Below are 12,591 nucleotides of genomic sequence, written 5' to 3'. Positions count from 1 at the left end.
TCGAAAACGCCTCGCGCGAAAGGTTGAAATGTTCTCAAAAATTTTATCGAATTGCAGGGAGAGCCGTCGCATGCGGGGAACCATGATCGCTGCAACCGTGGCCGCATTGCTGGCCGGTTGCTCGACTTACGACAGCATCACGCAGAAGATCGCGCAGAGCATCACGCCGTATCGGATCACGGTCGTGCAAGGCAATTTCGTTTCGCAGGAAGCAGCAAGCCAGATGCAGGTCGGCATGTCGCGCGATCAGGTCAAGCAAATTCTCGGCACGCCGCTTCTCACCGACATGTTCCACGCGGATCGCTGGGACTACGTCTTTTACTTCAAGCGCGGTTCCACGTCGGTCGTGCAGCAGCGCGACTTCGTCGTGAACTTCGCGAGCGAGCGCGTGGTGAGCTGGTCGGGCGGCGAGAATCTGCCTTCGAACCTCGAACTGCTCGCGGAAATCGACGGCGACAAGGGCGTGAAGGTCGCGAAGGCCGCGGTGCCTCCCGCTTCCGCGCCGGTCGCGGCATCCACCGTGGCCGTGACCGCTCCGGCGGGCGAGCCTTCCACGCAGCCAAACGCAGCGGCGGCTTTTTCGGGCGACGCGAACCAGCAAGCGGCGCAGGCCGCGAATCGCGCGACCGCTCAGGTGGATACGCCAACGGGCCGTCAGCGCTCTTCGGCCTACAGCAGCGCGCCGCAAAGCGCGGGCGGTGCGCCGGGTTCGGCGGGCGCGGGCGGCAGCAACTCGCAAATCCAGTTGCAGCGCAAGCCGCAGCAAATCAACATTCCGGATAGCAGCGCGGTAGGCCCGGCGAGCACGTCGCCCACGCCTTCCAACGCCGGTGGTCAGACGCAGTTCTCCATGCCGCAGTAACGCGGCGCCGACGGGAACCGGCGTGCTCCTCGCGCGGTTCCCGTTGCTTCCAATCTGCATCATCCAGCGCGTGACCGTTGCGCGCTTCGACACGAGACAGCCATGAAGATCGCCATCGCCGGGGCATCGGGCCGCATGGGCCGGATGTTGATCGAAACCGTTCTCAACGATCCCGACGCGGAAATCGTCGGCGCCCTCGACCGGCCCGGCGTGCCGCAGCTCGGCCAGGACGCGGGCGCGTTTCTCGGCAAGACCACGGCCGTCCTGCTCACCGACGACATCGAACGCGTGTTCGCCGCCGCCGATTATCTGATCGACTTCACGCGCCCCGAGGGCACGCTCGCGCATCTCGAAGCCGCGCTGCGTCACAACGTGAAGATGGTGATCGGCACGACCGGTTTCTCCGATGAACAGAAGGCGCAATTGCGAGCCGCGGGCGCGAAGATCGGCGTCGTGTTCGCGCCGAACATGAGCGTTGGCGTGAACGTCACGCTCAAGCTGCTCGAATTCGCGGCGAAGCACTTCGCGGAAGGCTACGACATCGAAGTGATCGAGGCGCATCACCGGCACAAGGTGGATGCGCCCTCTGGCACCGCGCTTGCCATGGGCGAGGCAGTGGCCAAGGCGCTCGGCCGCGACCTCAAGGACTGCGCCGTCTACGCGCGCGAAGGCGTGACCGGCGAACGCGACCCATCGACTATCGGTTTCGCGGCCATTCGCGGCGGCGATATCGTCGGGGATCACACGGTCATGTTCGCGGGCATCGGCGAGCGCGTCGAGATCACGCATAAATCGGCGAGCCGTCTGTCTTACGCGCAGGGCGCGCTGCGCGCGGTGAGGTTTCTCGCGAGCCACGACAAAGGCTTTTTCGACATGCAGGACGTCCTCGGGCTGCGCTGAAATTCATGGCGGCCACAGGCGTCATTCATTATCTTCAAAGCGGCGATGCGGTCACGCATGCGATTGCGGGCGTGCTGCTCGCCATGTCGTTCGCGAGCTGGTGTTTTCTGCTGGTAAAGGCGTGGGTGCTCACGCGCGCGAAGCGTCAGGGGCCGCGCGGGGTGCAGCGGTTCTGGCAGGCGGCGACGCTCAAGGATGGCATCGGCGCCTTGCGTGCAGTCGATCGCGAGCGCGTATATCTGCCGCTCGCCGAGGCTGCGTGGCGTGCGTCGGAAGCCGAGATGCCGGGCGCGTTGCTCGCGCGCGTGGAACGCAGCGAACGCGTGCTGCGCGCGTTGCGGCAAGCGTTGCTGAATTCACAGCGGCGGCTGGAGTTCGGGCAGGTTCTGCTGGCGTCGGTGGGCAGCACGGCGCCGTTCGTCGGGCTGCTCGGGACCGTGTGGGGCATTTATCACGCGCTGACCAGCATTGCGGCGAGCGGACAGGCAATGATCGAAACCGTCGCCGGTCCGGTTGGCGAGGCGCTTATCATGACGGCCTTCGGGCTCGTCGTGGCCATTCCGGCGGTGCTCGCCTACAACGTGCTCGGGCGCTACGTGCGGCAGATTTCCGAGGAACTCGACGGCTTCGCGCACGATCTGCACGCGTTCGTGTGCGGTGAAGGCAAGTAGGGGAGCGCGAGGCGATGGCGTTCGGCGGACTCGACAAAAAGCCCAATAACGCGCCGATGGCGGACATCAACATGACGCCGCTCATCGACGTCATGCTCGTTCTGCTCGTCATCTTTATCATCACCGCGCCACTTTTCACGCATGCGATCCGGCTCGATCTGCCGAAAGTCGCGTCGCAGCCGGCGCGCGAGACGCCGCAGACCATCACGCTTTCCATCGACGATGCGGGCAAGCTCTATTGGAACGACGCGCCCATCAGCATGAACGACATGCGCGCGCGTTTCGCGGATGCCGCCAAGGCCGCGCAAAAGCCCGAAGTGCATTTGCGGGCGTCGAGCGCGACGCGCTACGAGGTCATCGCGCAGGTAATGGGCGCGGCGCAGCAGGCGGGGTTGGAGCGGATTGGGTTCGTTACGCAAGCGGTCGGGCAACCGGCGCGGTAGGCGCGTCCTTTAGTTTTGCGGCGGTTGGCGGCGCCGGGCGGGATGCAACTTCAACATGCCGGTCAAATGTATCTTCCCGCTTCGTACACTTGAGCTTTGCAGCGACGGGAGACGCGAAGCGCGGCACAATCCCAATGCGCTCCTCGATCAAGCTTGCATTGCGCGTATGTCGCTCGATCGGCTTACTTGGCGGCGTTTGACTTCTCACCGGCGGGCGCTCGAAGCTTTGCATCGGCGCCAAGCACCTCGCCGCCTCCGCCAGAAAGCCCTGCACACGCATCTCGAAGCCTGCCGCCATCGCCTGAGCAAGTTGACACGACGGTATAATCGCCCTTTGCCCGTGCTTTGCGTTGCTCGTCAGCAGCAGGACGAAACACCGGGCGCAGCGCCAATCCAGACCGACACGCCGCAAAGCGCGTCCGAGGTCCGTTCCCAGCATTTGCGTAAAGCCACCACACCATGCACGATAAATACGTACCCGCCGACGTCGAATCCGCCGCGCAGAGCAACTGGCGCGCGAACGACGTCTACCGGACGACCGAGACGTCGACCAAGCCCAAGTTCTATTGCGTCTCGATGCTGCCGTATCCGTCGGGCAAGCTGCACATGGGGCACGTGCGCAACTACACCATCAACGACGTGATGTACCGTTATCTGCGCATGAACGGTCACAACACGCTCATGCCCATGGGCTGGGACGCGTTCGGCATGCCCGCCGAAAACGCGGCCATGGCGAACAACGTGCCGCCGGCAAAGTGGACCTACGACAACATCGCGTACATGAAGAAGCAGATGCAGTCGATGGGTCTCGCCATCGACTGGTCGCGCGAAGTCGCCACCTGCTCGCCCGAGTACTACAAGTGGAACCAGTGGCTGTTTCTCAAGATGCTGGAAAAGGGCATCGCGTACAAGAAAACCGGCACGGTGAACTGGGACCCGGTCGATCAAACCGTGCTCGCGAACGAGCAAGTCATCGACGGGCGCGGCTGGCGCTCGGGCGCGCTCGTCGAGAAGCGCGAAATTCCGATGTACTACCTGCGCATCACCGACTATGCGGACCAGTTGCTCGACGATCTCGAAGGCCTCGGCTGGCCCGAGCGCGTCAAGATCATGCAGCAGAACTGGATCGGCAAGAGCTTCGGCGTGAATTTCGGTTTCCCGTATGAGATCGATGGCGAGGCGAAGCTGCTGCGCGTGTTCACCACGCGCGCCGACACCATCATGGGCGTCACCTTCGCGGCGATTGCTGCGGAGCATCCGCTCGCCACGCGCCTTGCCCGCGACAACGCGGACTTGCAGGCGTTCATCGAGGAATGCAAGCGCGGCGGCGTGGCGGAAGCCGATGTCGCCACCATGGAAAAGAAGGGCATGCCCACCGGTTTCTTCGTCACGCATCCGCTGACGGGCGAACAGGTCGAAGTGTGGATCGGCAACTACGTGCTGATGTCCTACGGCGAAGGCGCGGTAATGGGCGTGCCCTCGCACGACGAGCGCGATTTCGTGTTCGCGAAGAAATACGGCTTGCCGATCAAGCAGGTCATCGCCGTCGAAGGCAAGACGTATTCGACCGATGCCTGGCAGGAATGGTATGGCGACAAAACCGCCGGGCGTCTCGTCGACAGCGGCAAGTACGACGGCATGACGACCGAGGAAGCCATCAACGCGATCGCCGCCGACTTGAAAGCGAAAGACTTCGGCGACAAGCAGATCACCTGGCGTCTGCGCGACTGGGGCATTTCGCGTCAGCGCTACTGGGGCACGCCGATTCCGATCATCCATTGCCCGAGTTGCGGCGACGTGCCGGTGCCGGAAAAAGACTTGCCGGTCGTGCTGCCGGAAGACCTCGTGCCGGACGGCACGGGCAATCCGCTCGCGAAGTCCGAAGCGTTCCTGAATTGCGCGTGCCCGAAATGCGGCGCGGCGGCGAAGCGCGAGACCGACACGATGGACACCTTCGTCGATTCTTCCTGGTACTTCTCGCGCTACAGCGCGCCGGACGCCAAGACCATGGTCGACGAACGCACCGATTACTGGATGCCGATGGACCAGTACATCGGCGGTATCGAGCACGCCATTCTGCACTTGCTGTACTCGCGCTTCTGGACCAAGGTCATGCGCGACATGGGCCTCGTGAAGTTCGGCGAACCCGCGAAGAATCTGCTCACGCAGGGCATGGTGCTCAACGAGACGTTCTATCGCGAAGACGCGGCGGGCAAGAAGACCTGGTACAACCCGCTGGATGTCACCGTCACGCACGACGACAAGGGCCGTCCCACGGGCGCGACCTCGAACGCGGACGGTCAGCCGGTCGTGCTCGGCGGCGTCGAGAAGATGTCGAAGTCGAAGAACAACGGCGTGGACCCGCAGACGCTCATCGACCAATACGGTGCGGATACGGCGCGTCTTTTCGTTATGTTCGCCGCGCCGCCGGAGCAATCGCTCGAATGGTCGGGCGCGGGCGTGGAAGGCGCGAGCCGGTTCCTGCGCCGCGTGTGGCATTTCGGACACGACAACGCTGAAGCACTGCGTCAGCACGCGAAGCTCGATGCATCGAAACTCAACGATGCCGATCGCGCGCTGCGCCGCGAAATCTATACGGTGCTCAAGCAAGCCGACTTCGACTACGGCCGCCTGCAGTACAACACGGTCGTTTCGGCCGCGATGAAGATGCTTAACGCGCTCGAAGGCGCGAAGCAGTCGAGCGAAGGCGTGCTCAACGAAACCTTCAGCGTGCTGTTGCGCGTGCTGTATCCGGTCGTGCCGCACGTCACGTTTCAGTTGTGGTCGGAACTCGGTTACGCCGATAGCTTCGGTCCGCTGCTCGATGCGCCGTGGCCGAAGGTCGACGAAGCCGCGCTCGAACAATCGGAGATCGAACTCGTGTTGCAAGTCAACGGCAAGGTGCGTGGCGCGCTGACGGTCGCGAAGGACGCATCGCGCGAAGACATCGAAAAGGCCGCGATCGCGCACGAGATGTTCGAGAAGTTTGCCGAAGGGCGTGCGCCGAAGAAGGTCGTCGTGGTGCCGGGACGCCTCGTCAACGTGGTCGTCTGATGATGAGCGCCAAGGGAGTGGATGTGACCGGAAAACGAGTCGAGGCAACCGGCATGGGCAGGCGTTCGTTTCTGGCGCTGCTTGGGGGCGCGCTCGCCGTATCCGCGTGCGGCTTCCAGTTGCGCGGACAGCAGGACTACGCGTTCAAGCGGCTCTCCATTTCGGGCGGCACGCCGCAAATGGTCGCGCGGCTCGAACGCATGGTGCAGGGCGGCAGCGATACGGTCATCGTCAAGGCGGGCGAGAAGCCGGACGCCACTTTGTCGCTGTCCGAGGGCACGGGCATGGGCACGCTGAGTCTGAATTCGCAGGGCGTGGTGCAGGAATACGAGCTCGATTTCCGACTGACGTATTCGCTGCTCGGCGCCGACGGCACGTTGTTGATTCCGCCTAGCGTCATCGCGCTGAATCGCGCAATGACCTACAGCGACCAGTACACGCTCGCGAAATCGCAGGAAGCGACGCTGCTCTACAACGACATGCGTAACGACGCCGTCGATCAGTTGACGCGCCGGCTTGCCGTCGTGCGTTCGCTGCATCCGGCGCCGAGCGAGCAGACGCCGGGCATCGCGCCACGCGCGCCGTTGCCGACGCCGCCGCTTTGATCGCGCGCGCTCATCGACCATCATGCAGTTGAAGCTCGACGCGCTCGAAGCGCACCTCGCGAAAGGTCCGAAGGGTCTGTACGTCGTTTATGGCGACGAGCACCTGCTCGCGCAGGAAGCGTGCGACCGCATCCGAGCCGCGGCGCGCGCGGCGGGTTTCACGGACCGTACGGTGTTTACCGTCGAGCGCGGTTTCGACTGGAGCGGGTTGATCGGCGCGACGCAGTCGATGTCGCTCTTCGGCGACCGGCAACTGATCGAGTTGCGCATTCCCACGGGCAAGCCGGGCAAGGAAGGCGCGGAAGCGTTGAAGACGCTCGCCGCCGCCAATAACCCCGACATCCTCGCGCTCGTCACCTTGCCGCGTCTCGATGGCGCGACGCAGAAGTCCGCGTGGTTCACGGCGCTGATCGGCGCGGGCGTCGCGCTGAAAATCGATCCAGTGGAACGCGCGCAATTGCCCATGTGGGTCGGTCAGCGGCTTTCTTTGCAAGGCCAGCGTGTGGCGCCAGGCGAAGAAGGGCGGCGAGCGCTTCTGTTCATCGCCGAACGCGTGGAGGGCAATCTGCTCGCGGCGCATCAGGAAATCCAGAAGCTGGGGCTGTTGTATCCGCAAGGCGTATTGAGTTTCGAGCAGATTCACGATGCCGTGCTGAACGTCGCGCGCTACGACGTCTTCAAGCTCAACGAGGCCATGTTGACCGGCGATATCGGCCGGCTCGCGCGCATGCTCGACGGTCTGAAGGGCGAAGGCGAAGCCGCCGTGCTTGTGCTATGGGCGCTGGTCGAAGAGGTGCGTACGCTGCTGCGTATCAAGCGCGGCGTGGCATCGGGCAAACCGCTCGCCACGCTCATGCGCGAGAACCGCGTCTGGGGTCCGCGCGAACGGTTGATCGGCCCGGCGCTCTCGCGCGTGACCGAGGAAGCGCTGGAGAAGGCGCTTTCGCTGGCGGCGCGGCTGGATCGGCAGGTGAAGGGGCTGTCCGGGAGCACGGGCAAGCGCGGCAGCGAACCGCCGCCCGATCCCTGGGCCGGCATGTTCGAGCTAGCCATGGCTGTCGCGCATTCCAGCAAGGCCGCGCATGCCGCCGCCGTTGCGCCACCGGCGCGAGTGCGTCGCTAGACGCTTGAGCGGGCGCTGTTGCAATACGCTTAACCGCTTAGAATGATTTTTTCAGTGCTCGCCGTTGTTCGGACGAAGCGCGATATCCAGACATTGCGGACGCCTGCGGCCCGCAAAGAGACACATGATGAACATCGATCACTACATGGCCGACCTTGGCCGGCGCGCGCGCAAGGCGTCGCGTGCCATGGCGCGGGCATCGACGGCGGCCAGGAACGCGGCGCTGCATGCGGTGGCGCTCGCTATTGCCGAGGAACGCGAAGCACTCAAAGCGGCGAATGCCCGCGATCTCGCCCGCGCGCGCGAGAAGGGTCACGACGCAGCGTTCATCGACCGTCTGACGCTGTCGGACAAGGCGCTCGACACGATGGTCGAAGGCTTGCAACAGGTCGCGGCGCTGGCCGATCCCATCGGTGAAATCAGCGGGCTCAAGTATCGGCCGAGCGGCATTCAGGTCGGGCAGATGCGCGTGCCGCTTGGCGTGATCGGCATCATTTATGAATCGCGGCCGAACGTGACGATCGACGCGGCCGCGCTGTGCCTCAAGTCGGGCAACGCCACCATTTTGCGCGGCGGTTCCGAGGCGCTGGAATGCAACACGGCGCTTGCAAAGCTCATCGCCAAAGGCCTCGAAACGGCCGGCTTGCCGCAAGATGCGGTGCAGGTCGTCGAGACGGCGGATCGCGCGGCGGTCGGCAAGCTTATCACCATGACGGAGTTCGTCGACGTGATCGTGCCGCGCGGCGGCAAGAGCCTCATCGCGCGGCTCATGGAAGAAGCGCGCGTGCCCATGATCAAGCATCTCGACGGCATCTGCCACGTTTATGTCGATGACCGCGCGGATCTCGCCAAGGCTGCGGTGATCTGCGACAACGCGAAGACGCATCGCTACGGCACCTGCAACACGATGGAAACGCTGCTCGTTGCGCGGGGCATCGCGCATGAGGCACTGCCGGCGCTCGCGCGCGCGTTTCAGGCGAAGGATGTCGAACTGCGTGTGGACGGACTTGCGCGCGCCGTGCTCGAAGCGGCGAATGTGGGTTCGCTCGTCGATGCCACCGAGGTCGACTGGACCACCGAATACCTCGCGCCGGTTCTGGCGATCAAGGTCGTCGAGGACCTCGATGAAGCGATCGAGCACATCAACATCTACGGCTCGCATCATACGGATGCCATCGTCACCGAAGACCACGACCGCGCCATGCGCTTTTTGCGCGAGGTCGATTCGGCGAGCGTGATGGTCAACGCATCGACCCGTTTCGCCGATGGCTTTGAATTCGGTCTCGGCGCGGAAATCGGCATCTCGAACGACAAGCTGCACGCGCGCGGACCTGTCGGGCTGGAAGGGCTGACCTCACTGAAATACGTCGTGCTCGGGCGCGGCGAAGTGCGTCAGTAAGGTCACGCGATGCTCTGGATCAAATCGCTGCATATCGTGCTGGTCGCGTCGTGGTTCGCGGGGCTTTTCTATCTGCCGCGCATTTTCGTGAATCTCGCGATGGAGAAGGACGCGGCTGCAACCGCTCGCTTGCTGCTCATGGCGCGCAAGCTGTTTCGCTTCATGACGTTCATCGCGGTGCCCGCCCTGGCGTGCGGGCTTTGGTTGTGGCTCGTGGTAGGCATTGGCGCGGGGCAGGGCTGGCTGCATGCGAAGCTCTCCGTCGTTGCGCTGATCATCGTTTATCACGCTTATTGCGGGCGCTTGCTGCACACGTTTCAACGTGGCGAGAATAAGCGGTCGGATAAGTGGTATCGGATGTTCAATGAATTGCCGGTGCTGGGTCTTTTAGGCGCGACGTTGCTTGTCGTGGTCAAGCCTTTTTAGCTGCTTGCCATTTTCACGCGTCGCGCTGTTCAAGTAGCGCGAGCGCCATTTCGCCGAATACTTCCGGCCGTCCCTCGAAGAAGCGTTGCACGACTTTCGTTTCAAGCATCCACGCGCGTAGCGCTTCTCTCTCATCCCGGTTATTCGCCAACCGAACAGCAGCCTCAACGTAGTCGTCCACAGTCGTGGCGACCATCCATTCCGGCATGGACGCGCGTGCGAACATCGCGCCGTCGATATGCTCGAACACTTCCGGTCCCGTTTTGCAGATACCGGGCAAGCCGACGGTGAAGGCATCCACGATTCCGTTTGTATTGCCGAAGGGAAAGGGGCTCACATGTCCATGTTGGCGAGCTGTTCGGCGTATTCCTCGTAGGGCAAGAATCCGTGAATCGTGAATGAGCCGGAAGGAAGATACTCGGTCAGCACGCGATTCAGGTGCATCAAGGTGAACACCTTGCTGCCGCTTGCAATGAAATGCAGATGCACTTGCGGCTCTGCCCGCTGCACGATTGCCCTGCAGGCAGTGAAGAAGGACGGATTGAGCTTCATCGGCGTCGCGGCGATGGCAATGTCAGTGTGGTTCTTGCCAACCGGCGTGCGGGCCGGAACCGCGCTCAATAAACTCGATGCGATATAAGGCTGTCCGTCCGTCGGCAGCCGCATGAGTTCTTCGCTGAAGCAAGCCGGGTCGCCGACATAATCATCTTCGACACTGACGTAGTCGATGCGGTCCGAATGTGTCGTCGCCGGGTGCCCGAGCGCCGCAATTTGCAGCGGCGCGACGCGGATGTTCGACAAGAAAATGGTCAGTACCGACATGCCCACGCTCGGCATGTACAGCACGCTTGGGAGCTCCGTTTGCGCGAAGTCGCGAATGAGGCGGACTTGGTCGAGCACGTTGGCGCCTTCCGGGAGATCGATAGTTCGATCGAATACCCGACGACCCGCATCGTCGATAGAGCGAGGTGCGCAGAACGCGACTGTTTCGAAGCAACGTCTTGCCGCAGCGAGCGTTGCGGAATGCGTTCGCACGATCGAATGCCCGCTGTTGAAACTTTCCGCGACGACCAGCATGAGCGGACGTGCGTTCCGTTCGCGCTCGGGTGGTGGCTTGGTCGTATCGAGATCGGTCAGCCCGAAATTCGCAAGACCCAGGCGCACGAGACCGTTGATGCCTTGTTTCACGGCATGGCGGTCTCCCTCGGTGTAAGTGCAATGCATATACAGCGCCCAGAGACTCGTCAGATCGAGCGGCGGCGACTCATTCAGTTTGTCGATGGAGCCGGTCAGCCATTCGAGCAAGCGGATGCGTCGTGCACACGCAACCGCGCTGCCGCCGAATTGTTCTCCTCCGATACCGATGGCAAGACTCAACGCCGAAGCGCGGTCGGCGTTCCAAAGTTGCGCGATATCGAGGTCGATGCGTGATTCCGGGCTGTACAGAATGCTCAGGCGTCGAGCGGTGTCGGCAGAAAGAGTGGATGCGTCGGCATTGCCTTGGCGGCGAGCAAGCAACTCACGCACGAAATGGTCGGTATGACCGGGCGACGTGGCGGCCGCGATGCTCCAGATGAGCGAACGCTGCGCTTGCAACGATTGCAAACGAACGTCGGTCCAGGTGAATCGCGGATTCACGAGCATGCTTCCTAAAGCATGACAAACGCGGCTGGCGAAATGCTCGTCCGACTCGGATCTGTTGGCGAACGCTCGGGCGTCGCCGCGGGACATGAGGTCGGCCAGATTCATATACGGAAATCTTGCCAACCGTTCCGAGAACTTGCCGAACAGGGCGAGAGCTTCATCGAAGTCTTCGCCATTGATACAGGACTCGAAACGTTCAAGTGAAAATACGCCGCTGGTTTCCATTTGCTCTACTGATCACTTAATCGCTGAAGCTCATACTAAATGATCATACTGGCAAAGTAAGCCGATTGAACCAACTGTCACATTCGCGGCCGATGTGCTGCGTCGATCAAAGGTCGACGCGTCTTCGTTCCAGCACATCCTTGGCCTCGGCAAGACGCGCAGCCAACTCAGGGCCACGTGCCAACGCCATGCCGACCGCGAGAATATCGCCGATGGCCAAGTGCGATACGCGGGAAGTCATCGGCGAGAAAATATCCGTGTCTTCGTCGACATTCGCGAAAAGCCCGATATTCGCCATGCGCGCGAGCGGCGAATTGCCATGCGTGATAGCGATCACGCTCGCGCCGCGATCCATTGCCGATTTGCACGCGTCGAGAATGTCTTTTGTGCGGCCAGTATTGGAAATGGCGACGACGACATCGCCGGGTCCGAGCAGCGCCGCCGAAGTCGTATAGGTATGCGGGTCCGAATACGCAACCGACGGCACGCCGAGGCGGAAGAACTTGTGCTGCATATCCAGCGCCGCGATGCCCGATCCGCCCGCGCCATAGAACTCGATGCGACGCGCGTTGGCCAGCACGCCAATCGCGGCGGCGACGCTGTCCGACGACAAGCTGTTGCGCACCTGGATCAGCGCGCCGATGGTGCGGTCCAGAACCTTCGCGGCAACGCCCGCAGGCGGCTCGTCGCTGCGGACATCGCGATAAACCGTGGGAACGTCCCCTGCCACGCTTTGAGCAAGACGAATCTTGAACTCGCGAAAGCCGGAAAAGCCCAACGCCTGACAGAAGCGCGCGATCGTCGGCTGACTGACGCCTGCCCGCGCCGCAAAATCGGTCATCGACAAGTCGAGTACCTCGCGCGGCGCTTCGAGCACGTAGTCGGCCAGCTTGCGCTCCGAAGGGCGCAATTGTTCTCGCATCGCCTCGACTTGGGACAGCAACATCGGGAATCTCGCCTATGCTGGAAAATTGCCTGCGACTATAGCTGATCGCTGCTTTGTACATTTACTACACGATCTGATGTGTAGATTTAGGGGATTTCCCTGAGTTCGCTGCCAGTAAAAGCGCCAGATACGCGAACACTTAACAAATAAAGGCGGATCGCAAGTTGTCTGCTTGTAGTTTTTCTACTAACATTTCGTTTCACGGCACGACGCAAAATTATCAGATAGCTGCCAGTCCTCGCGACGTCCACCCAATACCTCGACGGCAAGCACGCCGGGAGTGAGACAAAGGA

12 protein-coding genes are annotated in these 12,591 nt (G+C 62.4%); 9 read left to right on the top strand and 3 right to left on the bottom strand.

What is annotated here, in order from left to right:
• Positions 1–70 precede the first annotated feature (70 nt).
• The 9 genes from NCR98_RS11330 (at position 71) to NCR98_RS11290 (ending at position 9,483) form a co-directional block, all read left to right on the top strand.
• On the top strand, positions 71–862 hold the full coding sequence (locus NCR98_RS11330) for an outer membrane protein assembly factor BamE (protein WP_250526245.1): 792 nt from the start codon (positions 71–73) through the stop codon (positions 860–862).
• A gap of 102 nt (positions 863–964) precedes the next feature.
• Positions 965–1,762 (top strand): 4-hydroxy-tetrahydrodipicolinate reductase, encoded by a 798-nt coding sequence (gene dapB / locus NCR98_RS11325; RefSeq protein ID WP_250526244.1) that lies wholly within the window; start codon positions 965–967, stop codon positions 1,760–1,762.
• Between the two features lie 5 nt (positions 1,763–1,767).
• A complete protein-coding gene (locus NCR98_RS11320) occupies positions 1,768–2,433 on the top strand; it encodes a MotA/TolQ/ExbB proton channel family protein (RefSeq protein WP_250526243.1) in 666 nt (221 codons plus the stop codon).
• 14 nt (positions 2,434–2,447) lie between these two features.
• Positions 2,448–2,876 carry an ExbD/TolR family protein gene (locus NCR98_RS11315; protein WP_244826228.1) on the top strand — a complete coding sequence of 143 codons (429 nt, stop codon included), beginning with the start codon at positions 2,448–2,450 and terminating at the stop codon, positions 2,874–2,876.
• A gap of 459 nt (positions 2,877–3,335) precedes the next feature.
• A complete protein-coding gene (gene leuS / locus NCR98_RS11310) occupies positions 3,336–5,930 on the top strand; it encodes a leucine--tRNA ligase (protein WP_250526242.1) in 2,595 nt (864 codons plus the stop codon).
• Between the two features lie 53 nt (positions 5,931–5,983).
• The gene (locus NCR98_RS11305) at positions 5,984–6,535 is read left to right on the top strand and encodes an LPS-assembly lipoprotein LptE (RefSeq protein ID WP_244828112.1); all 552 of its coding nucleotides are present in this window, start codon (positions 5,984–5,986) and stop codon (positions 6,533–6,535) included.
• A gap of 22 nt (positions 6,536–6,557) precedes the next feature.
• Complete coding sequence (gene holA, locus NCR98_RS11300; RefSeq protein ID WP_250492717.1) at positions 6,558–7,658, top strand: DNA polymerase III subunit delta; 1,101 nt, start codon at positions 6,558–6,560, stop codon at positions 7,656–7,658.
• Positions 7,659–7,785: 127 nt separating this feature from the next.
• Positions 7,786–9,057 carry a glutamate-5-semialdehyde dehydrogenase gene (locus tag NCR98_RS11295; RefSeq protein ID WP_250465734.1) on the top strand — a complete coding sequence of 424 codons (1,272 nt, stop codon included), beginning with the start codon at positions 7,786–7,788 and terminating at the stop codon, positions 9,055–9,057.
• 9 nt (positions 9,058–9,066) lie between these two features.
• Positions 9,067–9,483, top strand: a complete 417-nt coding sequence (locus tag NCR98_RS11290; RefSeq protein ID WP_250526241.1) for a CopD family protein — start codon at positions 9,067–9,069, stop codon at positions 9,481–9,483.
• 13 nt (positions 9,484–9,496) lie between these two features.
• Here the strand turns inward: NCR98_RS11290 and NCR98_RS11285 are convergent, their stop codons facing one another.
• The 3 genes from NCR98_RS11285 to NCR98_RS11275 form a co-directional block, all read right to left on the bottom strand.
• Positions 9,497–9,820 carry a hypothetical protein gene (locus NCR98_RS11285; protein WP_250526240.1) on the bottom strand — a complete coding sequence of 108 codons (324 nt, stop codon included), beginning with the start codon at positions 9,818–9,820 and terminating at the stop codon, positions 9,497–9,499.
• A complete protein-coding gene (locus tag NCR98_RS11280; RefSeq protein ID WP_502799743.1) occupies positions 9,817–11,121 on the bottom strand; it encodes a hypothetical protein in 1,305 nt (434 codons plus the stop codon). Before NCR98_RS11280 ends, NCR98_RS11285 begins: the two co-directional genes overlap by 4 nt.
• 337 nt (positions 11,122–11,458) lie before the next feature.
• Positions 11,459–12,298, bottom strand: a complete 840-nt coding sequence (locus NCR98_RS11275) for a MurR/RpiR family transcriptional regulator (RefSeq protein ID WP_244826223.1) — start codon at positions 12,296–12,298, stop codon at positions 11,459–11,461.
• Positions 12,299–12,591 lie beyond the last annotated feature (293 nt).

Origin of the sequence: Caballeronia sp. GAWG2-1 (assembly GCF_023631405.1) — a bacterium.
Classification (GTDB): domain Bacteria; phylum Pseudomonadota; class Gammaproteobacteria; order Burkholderiales; family Burkholderiaceae; genus Caballeronia.
This window is presented reverse-complemented; position numbering and strand designations above follow the sequence as displayed.